Raw genomic sequence first — 20,505 nt, forward strand, 5'->3', positions numbered from 1 at the left:
ACACTTCCCCAACATGTCGAATCCCTTCCTGACACCGCGCCGGGCCATGATACTGGAATGCCTGTTAATCGTTGGACTGGCCTGCGTTCCGCTATTCGCGACATTTCCTTACCGGGTCAATATTTTCCTGTCCTGGGAAGGTGCATACCGTATGTCGGAAGGCCAGGTGCCTTACCGCGATTTCGGGATGCCGTTGGGGTATGGGTACTGGATCGTTCCGGCGCTGTTTTTCAAACTGTTCGGTCCGCAGATGATCTCGCTGGTAAAGGCGCAGGTATTCCTCAATATCCTGGGCGGGCTCAGTTTCCGGTACATTTTGCAGCAGATGCGTGTGTCCCCCGGCGTGAGGCTGCTGTCGGTCATCGTGTTCGTCCTGTCGTATTCTTTCGTTAATTTCTGGCCCTGGTACAATAATACCGTGATCATTTACCAGCTCGTGGGACTGGCGTTCCTGTTCCGCGGCCTGGGAAGCGGGCGCTGGAAATGGCCGGCGATCTTCCTGGCGGGGGCTTTCACATTCCTGAGCTTCTTCACCAAGCAAGACGGTGGCGGGCTGGCCCTGTTGCTGGCCCTGGCGCTCCTGGGCTACCATAGCCTCCATGCCCGCCGCTGGCAGGAGCTGGCCGGGTTCCTGGGGAGCTACGTCCTGGTAGCCTGCATTTTCATCGTTCCCGCCGCGCAGTACGGGTTCGGGTACTGGTTCAACCACGGGCAGCCGCCGCATTCGTCGCGCCTGGCCCTGATGGATTTCATCGATGTCTTTTTGATGGAATCGCAATGGATCAAATTCTATTTCGCCCTGATCGTGATCCTAATGTTCCCGGCCATCAAGAACATCCGTTCGCTCTGGCAAAACCGGGAGCTCATGCTGTTCCTCCTGCTGACGGTGGGCATCCTCGTGGAAGCCACGCTCTTCCAGGTAACCAGCTACACACCGCCCGACAATAACATCTTCTTCCATGGATTCGCTATCGCGTTCATCTTCAGCCGGATGTACGACATTTCGGCCGTCCGCTTCGAAAATCTCAAGCCATTCCTGCTCACCGCAACGGCCATACTGCTATGGTGGTCGGCGTCCTATTATAAATACATCCAGCGCATCCTCAGCCAGCTGAGCCACACCGAAGAAGTAGCCGCCGTTCCCGGAGGAGAAAACGTCGTGAACCGGCATAACTTCATGGTAAACCTCGATACCACGGATGTGCCCACCGGCAAATGGACCTTCTCGTCGCTCCCCGAATTCCGTAAAATCTACATGCCGCCGTCTACCGTTGCGGGTATCGACCGCGTGATGGCGCTCCCGGAAGTGAAAAAGGGGAAAGCCGCCAAAGTGCTGAACCTTACCGAGCTCACCCCGCTCGACCACGCCATCGGCTATACGCAGGAAACCGGCCCGGAAGTGCCGTTGTGGCACCACCTGGGCGTGGCCATGTTCAACAAACAACTGGCCGACTATACGGAAAAGGTGCGCAACAGGCATTACGACCTCATTTTGTACGAATACGCGCCTACGCTCAACAACTTCTTCCCCTGGGCGTTGCGCAACGAGCTGAAGCAGCATTACCGCCAGATCGACTCGTTCCACGCACCGCGCCGGCCAACGAATGCCATTATCGAAGTATTTGTAAGGTGATGGAGGAAGCGTAGCTTTGCGTGCCGGTGCTTGCCGGGCAGAAAACCATGCAACAACGTTCCAATCGTTCCAAACTCATACTGGCACTGAGCCTCGTCTATGTGCTATGGGGCTCCACGTACCTCGGCGTGAAAATCGCCACGGAAGTGCTGCCGCCATTCCTGCTGTCCGTTCTCCGGTTCATACTCGCCGGCGGGCTCATGATGGGGATTGGTTTTACCGTGGAATAGCAAAGGCCCACCCGCGTTCAATGGAAAAACGCCTCGATCATCGGGGTGCTGCTCATCGGGATCGGGAACAGTTCCGTGGCGTTTGCCCTGGCGTATATGCCTTCGAGCCTCGTGGCGCTGTTCATCGCCGCGCTGCCGGCCTGGTTCATCGGGCTCGACTGGCTGTTTTTCAGCAAGAAACGGCCGTCCCACCTTACTGTATGGGGGCTTGTCCTGGGTTTTACCGGGCTTTTCTTCATTTTCGACCCGTTTTACCTCCTCCATCCCGATAATGTGGTGAGAAATTATCCGCTTTGGCCCATCGCCGTGCTCACGGCAGGTTCCATTGCCTGGGCTTACGGCTCGCTGCTGAGCCCCCGGCTGGATACGCCGCCGCAGCTGACTTCGTCTGCCATCCAGATGCTGTCTGGCGTGGTGGTGACGGCCCTGATGAGCGTGGTGCTGGAGCGGGGGGAATGGCATTCGGTCGGGGAGATGACGGCCCGCACCTGGCTGGCCATCGGGTACCTGGTGGTTTTCGGTTCGCTGGTGGGTTATACGGCTTTCAGCTGGCTGGTAAACAACGCGCCGCCGCAGGTTTCAGCGACCTATGCTTATGTAAACCCTGTGGTAGCGGTGATCCTGGGCTGGGTGTTCCTGAAAGAAACCCTCGCCCCGCATGCCATGTTCGGCTCGGCGGTCGTAATTGCGGGGGTGGTGTTGATGACCCTTCGGAAAAAATAACCTATTTGGCCAGCTCCACGTCGAAACGGATCACGTCCATATTGGCCAGCAGCGCGTCGTTGACGGCTTTGAGGCGGGCGGCGCTGCCAATCAGTTCATATTTCCCTTCATATATGATACGGCCAGAGCCCGGTTCTATGGTCTTGGTGGTGGAAATGCTCTGTGCATTCAGGCGGTGGGTGCGGAAGATGTTTTCGAGGGATTCGGGGCTGAGGGCGCTTTCGGTATACTGAATGGCGTAGTATTTACGGTCGTGCCGCCGCTGGATGATACGCTCGAATATGCTGAATACCCACAATGTAAACAGCGTAAAAAACACCGCAAAAGCCGCCAGGTCGTATTTCCCGACGCCGATGGCCATGCCGATGGCAGCGGAAATCCAGATCACCGCGGCGGTGGTGATGCCGTCAATCGTAAATCCCCCCCTGAAAATAACGCCCGCCCCGATGAAGCCTACACCCGTCAGGATGTTACTGGCGATACGGTCGCCCGACTGCATGCCGCCGAAATGGATGCTCAGCATGCTGAACAGGGCGGAGCTCATGCAGATGAGGGTGATGGTGCGCACTCCGGCGGCCTTGCGCTTCACTTCCCTTTCCAGGCCCAGCAGGAAGCCGGCCAGCATGGCAACGGCCAGTTTCACGATCATGGCGTATTCGATATGAAATTCAGTCATCGGGTTCAACAGGTTTTGGGTACTGGGAGATGGTTTACGGCCACGAGGCGGTCGAGCCGCAGCTCCCTGCCTGCATCCGTCAGCAAAAACTCTGCCTTGTTGCGGACGTAGAGGTCGCGGATAACGGCCGTTTCCGCCTGGGGGCGTCCGGAATCGTCGAGGAATTCCAGCAGCACGGGTTCCCGGAGCGTGGCCCAGGCTTCCAGGCGGTCGTAATAGTTACAATCGATCGGCTGATAGGAGGGGTTTTGGCTGTCCATAAAAAAGCTTTTATTTTTTAATCCCGGCTGGCCTATTTTTGCAGCACTATTCAAACAGGTAATCTATTAAAATAAACCGGAATGTTAGAATCTGCATTTAAATTTCCGAACCAGACGGCCTTTTACAAAGGTAAGGTACGGGACGTGTATACCATCGGCGATAAATGGATGGTAATGTTTGTGAGCGACCGTATCTCGGCATTCGACGTAGTGCTGCCCCGCCCGATCCCCTACAAAGGGCAGGTGCTGAACCAGATCGCGGCTATTATGCTCGACGCAACGAAAGACATCGTACCGAACTGGGTGAAATCCGTCCCCCTTCCCAATGCTACCGTGGGCCTGAAGTGCGAAACCTTCCCCGTGGAAATGGTGGTTCGCGGCAACCTCACCGGTCACGCATGGCGCACCTACAAAAGCGGCAAACGCGAACTTTGCGGCGTCACCTTGCCGGAAGGCCTGAAGGAGAACGATTTCTTCGCTTCCCCCATCATTACCCCCACCACCAAAGCCCACGAAGGCCACGATGAAGACATCTCCCGCGAGGAAATCATCGCCCAGGGCCTGGTCAGCAAGGAAGACTACGAAAAACTGGAACAATACACCCTCGCCCTGTTCCAACGCGGACGCGAGCTGGCGGCCAAACGCGGCCTCATCCTCGTTGATACCAAATATGAATTCGGTAAGATCGGCGATACCATCTACCTGATCGACGAAATCCACACACCCGATTCTTCCCGCTTCTTCTACGCCGAAGGCTACGAAGAAAAGCAGGCGAAAGGCGAGCAGCAAAAGCAGCTCAGCAAGGAGTTCGTACGCGAATGGCTCATGGAAAACGGTTTCCAGGGCAAAGAAGGCCAGCAGGTACCGGAAATGACCGATGCGTTCGTTAACAGCGTAACCGAGCGTTACATCGAGCTGTTCGAGAACATCACCGGCCAGCAATTCAAGAAAGAAGACTTCAGCCGGGAAGACCAGGAAAAGGTCATCCTCGAAACCCTCTCCAAAATGGGTTAATATAAAAGGGAGCAGCCGAAACGCTGCTCCCTTTTGCTTTTTATGCGATCTCCATCATGGGGGCGCCCTTCCGGAAAGGCTGCCGCTTCCAATACGTCAGCGAACGCCAGGCCCATTCGAACGGCCCGAAGTGGAAATGCCGCAGCCATATATTGCTGTAAATGAGTTGCACCCCCCAAACAGCGAACACCACGTAATAAATCTCGTGCCGCTCCAGCGCCCCGTACCATCCCAGCCCGAAACCGTAGAAAAACAGTCCGCACAGGATGCTTTGCATGAGGTAATTGGTGAAAGCCATTTGCCCCACGGCCGCCATCCACGCCAGCAACCGCTTCGCGATGCCGGCCTTGTATACCAGCATGATAAGCCCGATATGCCCCAGGAGCACCAACACCCGCCGGATCTCGTACCAGCTGATGAACACCCGGTCTGCCAGCAGCGTTTCGTCCAGCTTAACGCCCATCCAGACGCGAATTTCCCAGTAATTCAGTGCAAGCCCCAGCCCGTAGCCCGCCAGCATCATTCCTGCGTAAAAGCGCCCGGAACGCAGGCCCGTGAGCACACCGGCCTTGAAAAGCGCCATACCCAGGAAGAAACAGACCATGAGGTCCCAATAGAAGAAGCCGTAAGGCGATAAATGCTGGTTCTTCTCGTTGCTGGGAAGAAGATGAGTCATCACCTGGAAATAGCCGCCGCGCATGGTTTTCACCTGTTCCGCATCCGCTTTCAGACGGGCGGCCGGCGCCATTTCCCGGAGATGCTCTTCCCAGGCTTCCTTTTCCTTCGTTTGTTTGGTGTTTAGTTTTGCGCCCTGTTTGGCCAGCAGCACCGCCTGTTCGCCTTTGATACGGAGCTCTTTTTTCCCATGCATGTGGAGCGTACCCAAAAGCGTGCCCATCACGAGCGCCACAGCGGCAATGATGAGCAACGGACGGATGCCCAGGCGCCGGAATGGGTAGAGGACCATACCGCCAAGGGCATACACGAAAAGTACGTCGCCCGTCCACAGCAGCAGGTTGGCGTCGATCAAACCGAAGGCCAGGAGCCACAGGAGCCGGCGGTAGTAAATGTCGGCCGCAGGCGTGAGGGGATCGGTCCGCCTTTCCAGCCGGTCCAGCAACAGTACGCATCCCGCGCCGAAAAGGAGCGAAAAAATACCGCGCATGGTGCCTTCGAAGAACAGGTTGACCGTCCACCAGGTGTAATAATTCGGCCCGGAAAGCTCGTTGTACAGGAAAATATCGTTCTCCCGGTTGTCGGGCAGGGCGAACATGAGGATGTTCATGAGCAGGATGCCCAGCAGCGCGATGCCGCGCAGGCTGTCGATGATCTGTAGTCGTTCTGTAGCGCGTAAGGGTGCCGCGCCGGGGATAGTCAGCATAAGTCAGGTTTACGCTAAAAATAAGGTGGGACGGCCTTCCCGCGAAATGAAAATGACGAGTGCGACTGGTCAATTTCAACGGGTGGGGAAAATCCGCCGCAATCGCTACATTTGTATAGCTTTATGAAACACCTCGCAGCCTTAAACAAGTTTTTCGTCCGATATAAATGGCGTTTCCTCCTCGGGATGCTTTTCACTTCGGTTTCCATCGTATTCAGCGTGTTCCAACCCATCCTGGTCCGCCAGATCTTCGATCTGCTGGAACAGAACCTGAAAAGTTACCGCATGCTGAGCGATACGAGCCTTAAAGGCGCTTTCCGCGCCGTTTTCAGCCAGACGCTCGCGTTCTACGGACTGTCGATCCTCGGCCTGGCGTTGCTCAGCGGATTTTTCATGTACCTGCAGCGGCAAACGCTCATCGTCATGAGCCGGCATATCGAATACGATCTGAAGAACGATATCTACCAGCAGTACCAGCGGATGGACCTGCATTTCTTCAAGCTCAACCGCACGGGCGACCTCATGAGCCGGATCACCGAAGATGTGAGCAGGGTGCGCATGTACGTGGGGCCGGCGCTGATGTACGCCACGCGAACGCTCATCATGATGGTGATGATCATCTGGCTGATGTGGGCCGTGAACCCCATGCTCACGCTCTATACGCTCAGTCCGCTGCCGATCCTGGCGGTGACGATATATTTCGTGAACCGTATCATCCACAAGAAAAGCGAGCGCATCCAGGCGCAGTTATCGAACATTACGTCGGTAGCCCAGGAGAACTATTCCGGTATCCGGGTGATCAAGTCGTACGTACAGGAGGAGCCTTCGGCACGGCATTTCGAAGAAGCCAGCGAAGCGTACAAGCAAAGCAGTATCAGCCTTGCCAAAACGGACGCGCTGTATCAGCCGGCCATGGCGCTTATGATCGGCCTGAGCGTGATCCTGACCATCTTTATCGGCGGCATGCAGGTGATCAAGGGCAACATCACGGTGGGGAACCTCGCCGAGTTCGTCCTCTACGTGAACATGCTTACTTTCCCGTTTTTCAGCATCGGGTGGGTGGCGTCCATGATCCAGCGGGCGGCGGCGTCGCAACAGCGGATCAACGAGTTCCTGCTGCTGGAGCCCCTGATCAAGGATGCGCCGGATGCGAAAGACGCGCCCCTGGGCGGGGAAATCCGGTTTACCGGTGTGAATTTCACCTATCCGCATACGGGGATCCAGGCGCTCAAAAATTTCAACCTGCATATCAAACCCGGGGAAAAGATCGCGGTGATCGGGCGGACGGGTTCCGGCAAAACGACCATGGCCCAATTGCTGTTAAGGATGTACGATCCGCAGCAGGGGGAGATTTCGGTGGACGGCAACAACATCCGCTCGCTGAAACTGCATAATCTCCGCAACCAGGTGGCGTATGTTCCGCAAGACGTGTTCCTGTTTTCCGATACCATCGCCAACAACATCCGTTTCGGCGAACCTTCCGCCAACGATGCGGCGGTGCAACAGGCGGCGCGCCAGGCCAGCGTGGAAAAGGATATCCTCGGCTTCCCCGACGGGTTCCAGACCGTGGTGGGCGAACGCGGCGTAACGCTGAGCGGCGGGCAGAAACAGCGCGTTTCCATCGCCAGGGCGCTCATCCGCCAGCCGAACATCCTGCTGTTCGACGATTGCCTGTCGGCCGTAGACGCGCGTACGGAAAAGGAGATCATCGGCAACCTGTATGCCTATCTGAAAGACAGAACGGCCATTATCATCACGCACCGGATCTTCTCGCTTTTTACGTTCGACAAAATCATCGTACTGGATGAAGGAAGGATCGCAGAGGCGGGTACGCATGAAGAATTGCTGGCTAAAAACGGGTATTACGCGGAGCTGTATGCACGGCAGCAAACAGGGGAGGAGGAGCGTGTAAACGAATAGTTTTCACATAGTTGTAAACAGCCGTAATTCCCTCCTGCGCGGAATATAAGATGATTTTTGAAAATCATTTAAAAATATTTTGATATTTGTAAAACAATAGTATATTTGTTGATTATTGATCACTCAAACAGGATTTGATTCGTTAACACTTAAATCTATCAACTGTGGCGTACGAAAACAACAATCAACAGGAAAGAAACAACGACAGCATCTTTTCCAAGCGATTGAAAGCGGGCAAAAGGAGAACTTATTTCTTTGATGTAAAAACGACTCGTGGCAACGATTACTTTCTCACTATCACGGAAAGTAAAAAACGTTTCAACGACAACGGTTACGACAGGCACAAGGTATTCCTGTACAAAGAAGACTTCAACAAGTTCCTGAATGCCCTGACGGAAACCATCAACTACGTAAAAACCGAGTTGATGCCCGATTTCGACTTTGATGCTTACAACCACGACTACTCGGATTCCCGCGAAGACGAGCAGGACAGCGATGCGATCGAAGCAGTTGCTGCCGTTCGTTCCGAAGTAGCTGCTGCTGCAGAAGAAGCTCCCGCTCCGTCTGCCGAAGACGTGGACAAATGGTAGTTTCGACTTTATTCTCTCCCTGTCAACGATAAGAATTTTTTAAAGCCTCCGCAATGCGGAGGCTTTTTTTATCGCCATCACCCATTATCGTATAACCATCTGCGTTGTATCGCCTCCCGCAACATGGATTGCATAAAAAAACCGCCGGATTATTACCCGGCGGCCATATTCCTTTTGCGGCAACTTATTGACGCATTGCCTTATATGCATTGATGAGCCCGTTCGTAGACGCATCGTGCGAGGCAACTTCCCCGTTCCCGCCCAGTTCCGGCAAAATGCGGTTGGCCAGCTGCTTGCCCAGCTCAACCCCCCACTGGTCGAACGAGTAAATGTTCCAGATCACGCCCTGCACGAAGATTTTGTGCTCGTACAGCGCCGTGAGCATGCCCAGCGTGCGCGGAGTGATCTTTTTGATGAGGAACGAGTTGGTAGGCCGGTTGCCCGTAAAAACCTTGAATGGCACCAGGCTCTCCGGCGTCCCTTCCGCACGCACTTCCTCCTCCGTTTTCCCGTTCATCAACGCTTCCGTTTGCGCAAAGAAGTTGGAAAGGAGCTTATTGTGATGATCGCCCACGGGGTTATGGCTGATGGCCGGTGCGATGAAATCGCAGGGAATGAGCTTTGTTCCCTGATGGATGAGCTGGTAGAACGCGTGCTGGCCGTTGGTACCGGGCTCTCCCCAAACGATGGGGCCGGTCTGCCATTCTACCGACTGCCCGTTGCGGGCCACGTATTTGCCGTTGCTTTCCATATTCCCCTGCTGGAAATAGGCGGCAAAACGGTGCATGTACTGATCGTAGGGAAGGATGGCTTCGGATGCGGTATCGAAGAAATTACCGTACCACAGGCCGATCAGCGCCATGATGAGGGGAATGTTCTCTTCAGCCGGGGCCTGCTGGAAATGGAGGTCTGCCGCATGGGCGCCGCCAAGCAGCTCGCGGAAATTACCGTAACCCACCGTCAGCGCGATCGACAAGCCGATGGCGGACCACAGGGAATAACGGCCGCCTACCCAATCCCAGAACGCGAACATGTTTTTGGGATCGATGCCGAAAGCGGTCACGGCTTTTTCGTTGGTCGACAGTGCGGCGAAGTGCAGCGCGATGTCTTTCTCGGAACCACCGCTGGCCAGGAACCATTCCCGCGCGGTATGCGCGTTGGTCATGGTTTCCTGCGTGGTGAAGGTTTTGGAGGCGATGAGGAACAACGTTTCATCTGCCTTCACTTTCTTCAGCGTTTCCACGATATGCGTACCGTCTACGTTCGACACGAAGTACGGTTGTATCCCTTCCACCCAGTAGGGCTTCAGGGCTTCGGTGACCATTACGGGGCCGAGGTCCGAGCCGCCGATGCCGATGTTGACGATGTATTTGATCTTTTTACCGGAGAAGCCCTTCCATTCACCGGAATGGATGCGGCGGCAGCAATCTTCCATCTGCGCCAGCACGGCGTTCACTTCGGGCATGACGTCTTTCCCGTCCAGCAGCACAGGCGTGCCGGAAAGGTTGCGCAAAGCGGTGTGGAGCACGGCACGGTTTTCGGTGGCGTTGATCTTTTCGCCGGCGAACATGGCCTTGCGGGCTTCTTCCACTTTACATTCGGCGGCCAGTTCATGCAGCAGCTGCATGGTGCCTTCGGTTATGATGTTTTTGGAATAATCGAACAGGATGTCTTCCAGCTGCAGCGAGAACTTCCGGAAACGGTCGGGGTCTTCGGCGAAGAGATCGCGCATCTGGGAAATGCCCATCATTCCTGCATGGGCGAGTAGATCTTGCCAGGCTTCGGTGGCATCGGGCTGTACGGATGGGAACATGATTCGGTCTTTTAAGTTTTGATCGCGTCAAAAATACACATCGGGATCGATAGTTGGGTGCGTTTTTATCAGATGAGCGGCCGTTTTCGCAACAGTTGCATGAGGACCGACAACGCGAGAACGGCCATGATGATCGTTCCGGCGGCTACGATGGGAGGGGAGTCCGGGCTGGCGACGGCGTCGCGTTTGAGGATGATGCCGTAGAAAGCCCATACACCGGTAACGCCGTACCACACATTGTTGAACCGGAAGATCATGAGGAGCCCCGCGAGGGTGCCGAGGATCATGCATCCGATCGACCAGTATACGCCGCCTACGCCGTACAGGCTCCATCCCATGGCCACGCCCAGGGCGGTGACGTTGGCCAGCAGGGCGATGGTGACCCATCCGAAATATACGCCGAACGGGAAAAAGATGAAGGCTTTTTCGGCCAGGGGAGCGGTGCTGTCGGCGATCCGGAAGCGGGTGTGGATGCGGACGAGCGTGAGGAGGAGAAAGATCATGAGGATGACGGACAGCCAGATCAGTTCATAGTGCCATGCGAACAGCCAGCAGGCGTTGGCCAGGCAGTTCAGGAGGAACCACGGCCCCATGCGCGCCATCAAACGCGACAGCTCCACCTCCCGGCCGGGCGCGAAGGCCAGCCAGAGCTGGTAACCCGCAAAAGCGAGAAGCCCCAGGTAAATGACGCTCCAAATACTGAAAGTAATGCCGGCTGGCGTAAACAGGTTCGGATACAGCTCGGATATTTCACCGGTAGTGCGGCCGTTCAGCGTGGCCGTATTGGCCAAAACATTGACGCCGATCACTACCAGCAAAGCCACCAGGTTGAAAAAAGCCTGCTGCCGGAAATGAGGTATGCTCATGCGGGTCTCCATACGGATTTTCTTTAAATGACATTCTCGCGCAAAAATCTTTCCAATCTGAATTTACATATTAAAAATGAATTGATTAGCAGCCGAATTCCGTTTTCGTATTTCGTTAATAATAATTTATCTTTGCGGACTTATGACAACAGAACAACTTAAGGCTATGAGGGATCGTTTGTACGTCCTGGGAGGTTTTCTTTAACGTCCAGGACCGTATAGACAAAATCGAAAATGATAAGCAAATGACCCTCGCTCCCGGCTTTTGGGACGATAACGAAAGGGCGACCGCCATTCTCAAGGAAATCAAGGTAAACAAGTTTTGGGTTGACCTTCACGATAGTGTGCGCACTTCTATCGAAGACAGTGCCGTACTGCTCGACTTCCAGAAGGAAGGAGAGGCTACCGAAGAAGAAGTGAACACGGCATACAACAGTGCCCTTCAGGCGCTGGACGAGCTGGAGTTCAAATCCACCCTTAACCAGCCGGAAGACGAGATGCCTGCCGTGCTCACGATCAACTCGGGAGCGGGCGGTACCGAAAGCCAGGACTGGGCCGAGATGCTCCTGCGCATGTACCGCATGTACGGCGAAAAACAGGGGTGGAAAGTCAGCGAGATCGACGTGCAATACGGAGACGGCGCGGGCATCAAATCCGCTACGCTCGAATTCGACGGAGAGTTCGCCTACGGCTTGCTGAAGGCCGAAAGCGGCGTGCACCGCCTGGTGCGCATTTCCCCGTTCGACTCCAACGCCCGCCGGCATACTTCCTTCGCTTCCGTGTTCGTATACCCGCTGGTAGACGATACCATTGAAGTGACGGTGAACCCGGCAGACCTGGAATGGGAATTCTACCGTTCCGGCGGTAAGGGCGGACAGAACGTGAACAAGGTGGAAACCGCGGTACGTTTGAAGCACATCCCTTCCGGCATCATCATCGAATGCCAGCAGGCGCGTACGCAGGGCGAGAACCGTGAAAAGGCGCTCACCATGCTGAAATCCCGGCTGTACGAAGAGGAGATCCGCAAGCGCGAGGAGCTGAAAAACGCCACCAACGCCAACAAACGCAAGATCGAATGGGGCTCCCAGATCCGGTCGTACGTTTTCCATCCCTACAAAATGATCAAAGACCACCGCACCGATTTCGAAGTCGGCAACGTGGGCCCGGTGATGGACGGCGAACTGGACGGCTTCATCAAGGCTTACCTCATGATGCAGAAAGAAGACGAAAAAGGCTGACGCTTAGCCTGAAGTGAACAATATTGATAACCGAAACAACAATCTAAGCCATGCATAATGCTTATTTTGACTTTGCAGCACCAACCAACGAGCCGGTTCTCACTTACGGTCCCGGCACCCCCGAGAAAGCAGCACTGAAAAAACAGCTGGCCGCCTTCAAGGCCGTGGAAATGGACATCCCGATGTACATCGGCGGCAAGGAAGTACGCACCGGCAAAACGGTAGACATCCGCCCTCCGCATGAGATCAAACATAAGCTGGGCCACTTTCATGCGGGAGACGCCAGCCATGTGAATGAAGCCATCGCCGCCGCACTGGCAGCACGCCAGCGCTGGGCCGATACGCCCTGGGAGCAGCGCGCCGCCATCTTCCTGAAAGCTGCCGATCTCCTCGCCACCAAGTACCGCGCGCACACCAACGCCGCTACCATGCTGGGCCAGAGCAAGAACGCCTACCAGGCCGAAATCGATTCAGCCTGCGAACTGATCGACTTCCTCCGCTTCAACGTACACTATCTCACCGAGATCTACCGCCAACAGCCCGTTAGCTCGCCCGGCGTTCATAACAGAATGGAATACCGTCCGCTCGAAGGTTTCGTGCTGGCCGTGACGCCGTTCAACTTCTCCGCCATCGGCGGCAACCTGCCCACCTCCGCCGCCATGTGCGGCAACGTAGTGGTATGGAAGCCCGCCAACACCGCGGTGTACCACGCCAGCTTCTTCATGAAAGTGCTCATGGAAGCCGGTTTGCCCGACGGTGTGATCAACCTGGTTTATGCAGACGGGCCTACCATCGGCGATATCTGCTTCGCGCATCCCGACTTCGCCGGTATCCACTTCACCGGTTCCACCGGCGTGTTCCAGACCATGTGGAAGACCATCGGCAACAACATTTCCAAATACAAGACCTATCCCCGCATCGTAGGCGAAACAGGCGGTAAGGATTTCGTGCTGGTGCACAAATCCGCCGATGTAGACGCCGTTGTGACCGGTCTTGCCCGCGGGGCCTTCGAGTTCCAGGGCCAGAAATGCTCCGCCGCTTCCCGCGCTTATCTCCCCAGCAACCTCGCCGAAGAGATCAAGACGAAACTGGCTGCCGAGCTGAAAACCATGAAAATGGGCACCACGGAAGATTTCACCAACTTCATCAACGCCGTGATCGACGAACGTTCGTTCGACAAGATCGCTACCTATATCGACAACGCGAAAAAAGACCCCAAGGCGAAAATCATCGCCGGCGGTAATTACAGCAAAACGGAAGGCTACTTCATCGAGCCCACCGTCATCGAAGCTTCCGACCCGAAATACGTGACCATGTGCGAAGAGATCTTCGGCCCCGTGCTGTCTATCTATACGTACGACGCGGATAAATTCGAAGAAGCCATCGAATTGGTAGACGGTACCAGCGAATACGCCCTCACCGGCGCCATTTTCGCGCAAGACCGTTACGCGCTGGAGCTCGCTACCAAAAAACTGGTAAACGCAGCAGGTAACTTCTATCTGAACGACAAGCCGACCGGCGCAGTGGTAGGCCAGCAGCCCTTCGGCGGCGCCCGTGCATCGGGAACCAACGACAAGGCCGGCTCCCAGCTGAACCTTTACCGCTGGCTCAGCGCGCGTACCGTGAAAGAAACCCTCGTTTCCCCCACGGATTACCGCTACCCGTTCCTGAAAGAAGCGTAATGCCGAAAGCATACAACTTATAGCGAAGCCGCTCCCGATGGGGGCGGCTTTTTTTTGTCGAAAAGCAGGGGATTCACCTATTCCGGGGGAATAAAAAAAGCACCCCTTGCAAGGCGCCTCTTTCCAATTTCGTGCGGTAAGGATTACAGCTTCCTGATCGCCGCCAGGGCTTCGTCCACATGCTGGGTAGCCTGCGTCATGGAGTTGAACTGGTGCACCACGGTCCCCTTACGGTCAAGCACATACGTAACACGGCCGGGGAGCATCATGGTTTTGGGAACCCCGAACAACTTGCGGACCTCGTTCTTTTCGTCGGCCAGCAGGGTGAAGGGGAGATTATGTTTTTCGGCGAATTTTTTGTGGGAAGCCACGTCGTCCGAACTGATGCCTACCACCTGTGCGCCGGCGTCTGTGAACGCAGCGAAGCTGTCGCGGAAGGAGCAGGCCTCCCTGGTACAGCCGGGGGTATCGTCTTTCGGGTAGAAATATACGACCACAGGCCCCTTTGCCAGGGCTTCAGACAGGCGGAACGTGTGGTTGTCCTGGTCCTGCAGCGAAAAATCGGGAACGGTTGCGCCAGTTTTGAGCTGGGCGGAAGCGTCGGAGAACAGGCCGAACAGCGATAAGGTAATGAGCATGGTTTTCAAGATTTTCATGACCGGTTGCATTTGTCTTTCCAAAGTTACGGCAACCCGCCTCTTCCGCAATCATTTTTTATTCCGGTCCTTCATCCGTATTTTTGACTTTTAAACTTGACCTGATTTGAAATCAATCCTGACAGACCGGCAATTGGCGATCACGATCGAAAGGCTGAGCCACCAGCTGGTGGAGAACCACCTGGATTTCAGGGATACCGTGCTGATCGGCCTCCAGCCCCGGGGTATTTATTTGTCGGACCGGATCCACCGCCACCTCCAGGCGCTCGTTCCTTCCGCCAATATTCCCTACGGCAAGCTCGACATCACTTTTTACCGCGACGATTTCAAGAGCGGTAAAACCCTGCATGTTCCCAATGAGACCGACATCGAGTTTTCCATCGACGATAAAAAGGTGATCCTGGTAGACGACGTGCTGTATACCGGCCGTACCATCCGTTCCGCCATGGATGCGATACTGGACTTCGGCCGGCCGGCGAAAGTGGAGCTCTGCGTGCTGATCGACCGCCGCTTCAGCCGCGAACTGCCCATCCAGCCTGACTATACGGGCCGTACGATAGATGCGATCATCACGGAACGCGTAAAAGTTTTGTGGAATGAGCGCGACGGGAAAGACGAAGTTGTGCTGACAGCATAAAAACCATATATTTGCACCTTAGAATGTCACTGTCTGTAAAACATCTGCTGGGTATACGTGACCTGACGCGTCAGGATATAGAACTCGTCTTTCAAACGGCTGATCAATTCAAGGAAGTATTGCAGCGCCCGATCAAGAAAGTGCCCACCTTACGGGATACCACCATCGTCAATGTATTTTTCGAGAACTCCACACGCACGCGGCTCTCTTTCGAGCTGGCGGAAAAGCGCCTTGGCGCCGATGTGATGAACTTCTCCGCTTCCGGATCTTCCGTATCCAAAGGCGAAACCCTCATCGATACCGTCAACAACATCCTGTCCATGAAAGTGGATATGGTGGTGATGCGGCACTCGGCCACGGGGGCGCCCCACTTCCTCGCCAAACACATCAACGTACCCATCGTCAACGCCGGAGACGGCATCAACGAGCACCCCACACAGGCCCTGCTCGACGCGTTTTCCATCCGCGAGAAACTGGGCTCGGTGGAAGGGAAGAAGATCGCCATCTGCGGCGATATCATGCATTCCCGCGTGGCCCTGTCCAACATCTACTGCCTGAAGAAACTGGGCGCCGAAGTGACCGTTGTGGGCCCGCCGACGCTCATTCCCAAACATATCGGCAACGCCCTCGGCGTGAACGTGTCTTACGACATCAGGGAAACGCTGAAATGGGCAGACGTGGCCAACGTGCTCCGCATCCAGCTGGAGCGCCAGAACATGCCGCTGTTCTCGACCCTGCGGGAATATTCCCTCGCTTACGGCGTGAACCGCAAACTGCTCGACAGCCTCGGCAAAGAGATCGTCATCATGCACCCCGGGCCCATCAACCGCGGTGTGGAACTTAGTTCCGACGTAGCGGATTCCGGCCAGAGCATCATCCTCGACCAGGTCGAAAACGGGGTGGCCACCCGCATGGCAGTACTCTACCTGCTGGCCCGCAAAGAGAATTGATTCCGTTCAAAATATTCCAAGGAACTCCCGGCCGCACCGGGAGTTTTTTTATGCCCAAAACTGTAAATTAGCACATGCGAACAATCTTCCTGCTCCTCATCTCCAACGTCTTCATGACCTTTGCATGGTACGGCCACCTCAAGAACACGAACGTGCCGCTGTGGAAAGTGGTGCTGGTGAGCTGGGGCATCGCTTTTTTCGAATACTGCTTCATGGTGCCGGCCAACCGGATCGGGTATCTCGACGGGTTTAACGGGTTCCAGCTAAAGATGGTCCAGGAAGTGATCACGCTGACAGTTTTCTGCGTGTTTGCGGTGATCTGGCTGAAGGAGCCCCTGCGCTGGAATTACCTCATTTCCTTCTCGCTGCTCCTCGGGGCGGTGTACTTCATGTTCAAAAAATAAGCTAATCCCTTCGCCATGATGCGCTTCGTCCTTATCTCCCTGCTATGCCTGCCCGCCCTGGCCGCCTTTTGTCAAAAATCCGGTAACCCCATGCAATCGCCTTTGGACAGAAAGGTGGATTCGCTCGTGCGCGCCGCGTTCGCCCGCGGGGAATGCGTGGGGCTCATGGTGGGGGTGATCGACGGGAAAAAGTCGCATGTGTATGCCTATGGAGAAACCGCGACCGGGAACGGCAAACTGCCTACCGGCCAAACGTTGTTCCAGATCGGTTCCCTCTCCAAAACGTTTACCGGCATTTTGCTGGCTGCGCAGATCGTTCGCGGGGAAGTGAAGGCCGACGATCCCATCTCGAAATACCTGCCAGACACGGTGAGGATGAACTGGTTTGAAGGCCAGCCCGTTACGATGCTCATGCTCACGAACCATACATCGGCCATGCCGCGCTGGGAACCGGTGATGAAGTATCCCAATTTCGATATGAAGCAGCCGTACCGGCATTTTCAGCTTCCCCAACTCTACGATTTCCTGAATAAATACACACCCGCAGCGGCGCCCGGCAAGCGATACGATTATTCCAATATCGCCGTTGGCCTGTTGGGGGAGCTGCTTGGCCGGAATAAAGGAATTGGTTACGGCGAATTGCTGTATCAGGGAATCCTGCGCCCGCTAAAAATGCGCAAAACCCGGTTGACGGCCAGCCCCGTTGCTTCGCGTACAATGGCATCAGGGTACACGAAAGAAAAGAAGATACAGGGTCCCTGGGTGATGTCGGCAGTAGCCGCCGCCGGCGGGATCGAATCCAATATGGACGATATGCTGAAGTACGCCCGTGCCAATATCAATCCCGGGAAAGGGGAACTGGGCGATGCGATCCGGCTGAGCCACCAGCAGACCTTTGCCGGCAGCAATGCGATTATCGGGATGGGATGGCACATCAGCCGGGTCCCTGGCCACACTATTGTTCAACACGGCGGGCAAACCGGCGGTTACAATGCCTACATCGGCGTGGAACCCGCTACCCGAAAGGCGGTGATCGTTCTTTCGAACGTTGCCGCCGACAACCAGGTGGGATGGCCGCTCCAAATGTACCTCACAAGATAATTTCCGCTTACTGATTTAATCCACCAGCGGCAACGCGTTGCAACATTTAATCCCTATTTTTGACGACTGACAAAACCGGTAACTATTTCATGTTGAACATCCGAACCCTTACGGGACTGGCTACAGCCTTGCTGCTGGCCGTTTCCGGCACAAATGCGCAAACCGCCCCGGTAATGCACGCAGCCGATATCCAGTTGCAGTTGCAGAAACTGAATACGCTGGGCAGCGTCCTGTATGTTGCCGCCCATCCCGACGACGAAAATACCCGCCTGCTGGGCTTCCTGGCCCGCGAAGGCAAATACCGCACCGGCTATCTTTCGCTGACGCGTGGCGACGGCGGGCAGAACCTCATCGGCAACGAACAGGCCGAGCTGCTGGGGCTCATCCGCACCCAGGAGCTGCTGGCGGCCCGCAGGATCGACGGGGCGGAGCAATTTTTCACCCGCGCCAACGATTTCGGCTTTTCCAAGAACCCGGAAGAAACCTTTACGATCTGGGACCGCCGGAAAGTGCTGGGAGACGTGGTTTGGGTGATCCGCAAGTTCCGGCCGGACGTGATCATTTGCCGTTTCCCGGCGGATAGCAGGGCAGGGCATGGCCACCATACCGCCTCCGCCATGCTGGCGGCCGAAGCGTTCAAAGCCGCGGCCGATCCCACGCAATATCCCGAACAACTGAAATCCGTTGAGGTATGGCAGGCGAAAAGACTGCTGTGGAACACTTTCAACTTCGGCAGCAACAATACCATTTCCGAAGACCAGTTCAAGATGCAGGTAGGCGCCTACAACGCGCTCCTGGGCAAGGGTTACGGCGAAATCGCCGCGGAAAGCCGCAGCCAGCATAAAAGCCAGGGCTTCGGCGTGCCTTCGGGCCGTGGTAATGCTACGGAGTACTTTATGACCATCCAGGGAGAAGCACCTTCCAAAGACCTTATGGACGGTATTAATACCACCTGGGCACGGGTGCCCGGCGCTGACGCCGTGGCGCAGCAGATACAGGCGGTAACGAAGGATTACCGTGCCGAAGCGCCCTCCGCCAGCGTGCCTGCACTGCTCGCCGTGCGCAAAAGCCTCCTGGCGCTGCCCGACGGTTACTGGAAAACACAGAAACTGAAAGAAACGGAACAGCTCATCATCGCCTGCTCCGGGATTTGGGCCGAAGCGTTCTCCACATCCGCAGAAGTAGTGCCCGGCGGCCCCATGAAGAGCCAGTTGCAGATCATCAACCGCAGCAACGTGCCCGTCCGCCTCGAAAAAGTGACCTACAACGGAACGGAAAATACCTCGCTCGCCCGCGACCTCGCATTCAACGAGCTCAATACCATCCCCGCCGATTTCCCCCTGCCGGCGGAAACGCCTTTCTCGCAGCCTTACTGGCTGCAAGACCCGCATCCGCTGGGCGCCTACGTCATCCGCGACAATAACATGGTCGGCTACCCGGAAAACAAACCTTCCCTCACCGCCACGTTCTTCCTCCGCTTCGGCGACCAGGCCATCCCTCTCCGGCGGCCGTTCATCTACAAATTCACCGACCCGGTGAAGGGCGAAGTGTATAATCCGCTCGTGATCGCTCCGCCGGTAGTGTCTTACCTCCAGAACCAGGTTTACATTTATACCCAGGCCGCGCCGCAGGCCGTTCCCGTGAAAGTCCGCGCCATCCAGCCGGGCGTTTCGGGGAAAGTGAAGCTGCGCCTGCCGCAGGGCTTCTCCGCAGATCAGGCCGCCATCCCCTTCAGCCTGAAAGAAAAAGGCGATGAGACGGAAGTGGTTTTCCAGGTGAAACCGCAACAGGTCAACGGCCGTCAACTTACCGACACCATGAGCGTTTCGGTGGAAGTTAACGGGAAGGAATACACGAACAGCATGACTGTCATCGCCTACGACCATATTCCCGCCATCACGCTGTTCCCGCCCACGGAAGCGCGGCTCGTGACGCTCAACCTGAAATACAACGGGCGCAACATCGGGTATATCCCCGGCGCGGGCGATAAAGTGGCGGAAAGCCTCCGCCAGGTGGGCTATACGGTTACCATGCTGGGTGAAAAAGAAATCATGCAAGGCAACCTTTCCGGTTACGACGCCATCATCACCGGCGTGCGCGCCTACAACACACAGGAGCGCCTCCGCTACTGGCAACCGCGCCTCCTCGAATACGTGAAAAACGGCGGTACGCTGCTGATCCAGTACAATACCAGCGGCGCCCTCGTCACCAACCAGCTCGGGCCTTATCCGTTCACGCTGTCGCGCGACAGGGTGACCGACGAGCACGCGGCCGTAACGTTCCTCACGCCGCAAGACCGGTCTATGACCTATCCCAATGCCCTCACCACGGCCGATTTCAACGGATGGGTGCAGGAGCGGGGGCTGTATTTCCCGGCAAATGCAGACGCGCAATACGTGCAACCCTTCAGCATGAAGGACCCCGGCGGGAAAGACCTCTCCGGGTCCACGCTGGTGGCCCGTTACGGGAAAGGGAAGTATGTCTATACCGGGCTGTCGTTCTTCCGCCAGCTGCCCGCCGGCGTGCCGGGCGCTTACAGATTATTCGTGAACCTGATCGCTAAATAAAGACAGATATGAGTGGTAGAAAAGACCGCGTTACGATTTCCGCAGGGCTCTGCATCGCCATCGGGCTGGCCATCGGGTTCCTCATCAAGAAGGTCCACATCGGCCTGCTGATCGGCCTCGCCCTTGGATTGCTCGGCGGCGGATTATTGTCCAAACGCAATTGA

Annotated in this window: 20 protein-coding genes and 1 pseudogene; 15 read left to right on the forward strand and 6 right to left on the reverse strand. The window is 55.9% G+C overall.

Annotated elements, in window-relative coordinates:
* Window positions 1-13: 13 nt before the first annotated feature.
* The 4 genes and pseudogenes from EJ361_RS02605 (at window position 14) to EJ361_RS25970 (ending at window position 2,586) form a co-directional block, all read left to right on the forward strand.
* Complete coding sequence (locus EJ361_RS02605) at window positions 14-1,633, forward strand: hypothetical protein (RefSeq protein WP_126243779.1); 1,620 nt, start codon at window positions 14-16, stop codon at window positions 1,631-1,633.
* A 47-nt stretch (window positions 1,634-1,680) separates the two neighbouring features.
* Window positions 1,681-1,863, forward strand: a complete 183-nt coding sequence (locus EJ361_RS02610) for a hypothetical protein (RefSeq protein ID WP_126243780.1) — start codon at window positions 1,681-1,683, stop codon at window positions 1,861-1,863.
* Between the two features lie 21 nt (window positions 1,864-1,884).
* Window positions 1,885-2,094, forward strand: a pseudogene (locus tag EJ361_RS25965) (EamA family transporter); the annotation flags it as partial.
* 6 nt (window positions 2,095-2,100) lie between these two features.
* Window positions 2,101-2,586: an EamA family transporter gene (locus tag EJ361_RS25970; RefSeq protein WP_394344725.1), complete on the forward strand. Its 486-nt coding sequence runs from the start codon at window positions 2,101-2,103 to the stop codon at window positions 2,584-2,586.
* A gap of 1 nt (window position 2,587) precedes the next feature.
* Here EJ361_RS25970 and EJ361_RS02620 read toward each other — a convergent pair whose 3' ends face one another.
* Window positions 2,588-3,262: an MgtC/SapB family protein gene (locus EJ361_RS02620; protein ID WP_126243782.1), complete on the reverse strand. Its 675-nt coding sequence runs from the start codon at window positions 3,260-3,262 to the stop codon at window positions 2,588-2,590.
* A gap of 5 nt (window positions 3,263-3,267) precedes the next feature.
* The gene (locus EJ361_RS02625) at window positions 3,268-3,522 is read right to left on the reverse strand and encodes a hypothetical protein (RefSeq protein ID WP_126243783.1); all 255 of its coding nucleotides are present in this window, start codon (window positions 3,520-3,522) and stop codon (window positions 3,268-3,270) included.
* A gap of 81 nt (window positions 3,523-3,603) precedes the next feature.
* On the opposite strand from EJ361_RS02625, the gene EJ361_RS02630 reads away from it, so the two are divergent.
* Window positions 3,604-4,536 (forward strand): phosphoribosylaminoimidazolesuccinocarboxamide synthase, encoded by a 933-nt coding sequence (locus EJ361_RS02630; protein ID WP_126243784.1) that lies wholly within the window; start codon window positions 3,604-3,606, stop codon window positions 4,534-4,536.
* A gap of 40 nt (window positions 4,537-4,576) precedes the next feature.
* On the opposite strand, the gene EJ361_RS02635 is transcribed toward EJ361_RS02630, so the two are convergent.
* Complete coding sequence (locus EJ361_RS02635) at window positions 4,577-5,917, reverse strand: DUF418 domain-containing protein (RefSeq protein ID WP_126243785.1); 1,341 nt, start codon at window positions 5,915-5,917, stop codon at window positions 4,577-4,579.
* A gap of 123 nt (window positions 5,918-6,040) precedes the next feature.
* On the opposite strand from EJ361_RS02635, the gene EJ361_RS02640 reads away from it, so the two are divergent.
* Window positions 6,041-7,837: an ABC transporter ATP-binding protein gene (locus EJ361_RS02640; RefSeq protein ID WP_126243786.1), complete on the forward strand. Its 1,797-nt coding sequence runs from the start codon at window positions 6,041-6,043 to the stop codon at window positions 7,835-7,837.
* A 164-nt stretch (window positions 7,838-8,001) separates the two neighbouring features.
* Window positions 8,002-8,427 carry a DUF3276 family protein gene (locus EJ361_RS02645; protein ID WP_126243787.1) on the forward strand — a complete coding sequence of 142 codons (426 nt, stop codon included), beginning with the start codon at window positions 8,002-8,004 and terminating at the stop codon, window positions 8,425-8,427.
* Between the two features lie 184 nt (window positions 8,428-8,611).
* On the opposite strand, the gene pgi is transcribed toward EJ361_RS02645, so the two are convergent.
* Window positions 8,612-10,240 (reverse strand): glucose-6-phosphate isomerase, encoded by a 1,629-nt coding sequence (gene pgi / locus EJ361_RS02650; protein WP_126243788.1) that lies wholly within the window; start codon window positions 10,238-10,240, stop codon window positions 8,612-8,614.
* Window positions 10,241-10,308: 68 nt separating this feature from the next.
* Window positions 10,309-11,106, reverse strand: a complete 798-nt coding sequence (locus tag EJ361_RS02655) for a hypothetical protein (protein WP_126243789.1) — start codon at window positions 11,104-11,106, stop codon at window positions 10,309-10,311.
* A gap of 142 nt (window positions 11,107-11,248) precedes the next feature.
* On the opposite strand from EJ361_RS02655, the gene prfB reads away from it, so the two are divergent.
* Together prfB and pruA are read left to right on the forward strand one after the other, a co-directional pair.
* A protein-coding gene (gene prfB, locus EJ361_RS02660; RefSeq protein ID WP_126243790.1) for a peptide chain release factor 2 occupies window positions 11,249-12,344 on the forward strand; the annotation gives its coding sequence in 2 pieces (ribosomal slippage) (window positions 11,249-11,308 and window positions 11,310-12,344; 1,095 coding nt in all).
* Window positions 12,345-12,394: 50 nt separating this feature from the next.
* On the forward strand, window positions 12,395-14,026 hold the full coding sequence (gene pruA, locus EJ361_RS02665; protein ID WP_126243791.1) for an L-glutamate gamma-semialdehyde dehydrogenase: 1,632 nt from the start codon (window positions 12,395-12,397) through the stop codon (window positions 14,024-14,026).
* Between the two features lie 143 nt (window positions 14,027-14,169).
* Here pruA and EJ361_RS02670 read toward each other — a convergent pair whose 3' ends face one another.
* Window positions 14,170-14,682, reverse strand: a complete 513-nt coding sequence (locus EJ361_RS02670) for a peroxiredoxin (protein WP_240646528.1) — start codon at window positions 14,680-14,682, stop codon at window positions 14,170-14,172.
* Between the two features lie 106 nt (window positions 14,683-14,788).
* Between EJ361_RS02670 and pyrR the strand changes: the two genes are divergently transcribed.
* The 6 genes from pyrR to EJ361_RS25500 all read left to right on the forward strand — a co-directional run bounded on the left by pyrR (window position 14,789) and on the right by EJ361_RS25500 (window position 20,505).
* Window positions 14,789-15,319 carry a bifunctional pyr operon transcriptional regulator/uracil phosphoribosyltransferase PyrR gene (gene pyrR, locus EJ361_RS02675; protein WP_126243792.1) on the forward strand — a complete coding sequence of 177 codons (531 nt, stop codon included), beginning with the start codon at window positions 14,789-14,791 and terminating at the stop codon, window positions 15,317-15,319.
* Between the two features lie 11 nt (window positions 15,320-15,330).
* Window positions 15,331-16,269: an aspartate carbamoyltransferase catalytic subunit gene (locus EJ361_RS02680; RefSeq protein ID WP_317126917.1), complete on the forward strand. Its 939-nt coding sequence runs from the start codon at window positions 15,331-15,333 to the stop codon at window positions 16,267-16,269.
* A 74-nt stretch (window positions 16,270-16,343) separates the two neighbouring features.
* Window positions 16,344-16,673 carry a DMT family protein gene (locus tag EJ361_RS02685; protein WP_126243793.1) on the forward strand — a complete coding sequence of 110 codons (330 nt, stop codon included), beginning with the start codon at window positions 16,344-16,346 and terminating at the stop codon, window positions 16,671-16,673.
* Window positions 16,674-16,688: 15 nt separating this feature from the next.
* Window positions 16,689-17,774 carry a serine hydrolase domain-containing protein gene (locus EJ361_RS02690; protein WP_126243794.1) on the forward strand — a complete coding sequence of 362 codons (1,086 nt, stop codon included), beginning with the start codon at window positions 16,689-16,691 and terminating at the stop codon, window positions 17,772-17,774.
* 89 nt (window positions 17,775-17,863) lie between these two features.
* Complete coding sequence (locus EJ361_RS02695; protein ID WP_126243795.1) at window positions 17,864-20,341, forward strand: PIG-L family deacetylase; 2,478 nt, start codon at window positions 17,864-17,866, stop codon at window positions 20,339-20,341.
* Window positions 20,342-20,349: 8 nt separating this feature from the next.
* Window positions 20,350-20,505 carry a hypothetical protein gene (locus EJ361_RS25500; RefSeq protein ID WP_164714054.1) on the forward strand — a complete coding sequence of 52 codons (156 nt, stop codon included), beginning with the start codon at window positions 20,350-20,352 and terminating at the stop codon, window positions 20,503-20,505.

Origin of the sequence: Chitinophaga rhizosphaerae (genome assembly GCF_003958645.1) — a bacterium.
Lineage (GTDB): Bacteria > Bacteroidota > Bacteroidia > Chitinophagales > Chitinophagaceae > Chitinophaga > Chitinophaga rhizosphaerae.

What these genes read in the sequence shown, in the direction of transcription:
- EJ361_RS02605 (WP_126243779.1), top strand. Translation starts at nt 14, where the DNA reads ATGTCGAATCCCTTCCTGACACCGCGCCGGGCCATGATACTGGAATGC.
- EJ361_RS02610 (WP_126243780.1), top strand. Translation starts at nt 1,681, where the DNA reads ATGCAACAACGTTCCAATCGTTCCAAACTCATACTGGCACTGAGCCTC.
- EJ361_RS02620 (WP_126243782.1), bottom strand. Translation starts at nt 3,262, where the DNA reads ATGACTGAATTTCATATCGAATACGCCATGATCGTGAAACTGGCCGTT.
- EJ361_RS02625 (WP_126243783.1), bottom strand. Translation starts at nt 3,522, where the DNA reads ATGGACAGCCAAAACCCCTCCTATCAGCCGATCGATTGTAACTATTAC.
- EJ361_RS02630 (WP_126243784.1), top strand. Translation starts at nt 3,604, where the DNA reads ATGTTAGAATCTGCATTTAAATTTCCGAACCAGACGGCCTTTTACAAA.
- EJ361_RS02635 (WP_126243785.1), bottom strand. Translation starts at nt 5,917, where the DNA reads ATGCTGACTATCCCCGGCGCGGCACCCTTACGCGCTACAGAACGACTA.
- EJ361_RS02640 (WP_126243786.1), top strand. Translation starts at nt 6,041, where the DNA reads ATGAAACACCTCGCAGCCTTAAACAAGTTTTTCGTCCGATATAAATGG.
- pgi (WP_126243788.1), bottom strand. Translation starts at nt 10,240, where the DNA reads ATGTTCCCATCCGTACAGCCCGATGCCACCGAAGCCTGGCAAGATCTA.
- EJ361_RS02655 (WP_126243789.1), bottom strand. Translation starts at nt 11,106, where the DNA reads ATGAGCATACCTCATTTCCGGCAGCAGGCTTTTTTCAACCTGGTGGCT.
- pruA (WP_126243791.1), top strand. Translation starts at nt 12,395, where the DNA reads ATGCATAATGCTTATTTTGACTTTGCAGCACCAACCAACGAGCCGGTT.
- EJ361_RS02670 (WP_240646528.1), bottom strand. Translation starts at nt 14,682, where the DNA reads ATGAAAATCTTGAAAACCATGCTCATTACCTTATCGCTGTTCGGCCTG.
- EJ361_RS02685 (WP_126243793.1), top strand. Translation starts at nt 16,344, where the DNA reads ATGCGAACAATCTTCCTGCTCCTCATCTCCAACGTCTTCATGACCTTT.
- EJ361_RS02690 (WP_126243794.1), top strand. Translation starts at nt 16,689, where the DNA reads ATGATGCGCTTCGTCCTTATCTCCCTGCTATGCCTGCCCGCCCTGGCC.
- EJ361_RS02695 (WP_126243795.1), top strand. Translation starts at nt 17,864, where the DNA reads ATGTTGAACATCCGAACCCTTACGGGACTGGCTACAGCCTTGCTGCTG.
- EJ361_RS25500 (WP_164714054.1), top strand. Translation starts at nt 20,350, where the DNA reads ATGAGTGGTAGAAAAGACCGCGTTACGATTTCCGCAGGGCTCTGCATC.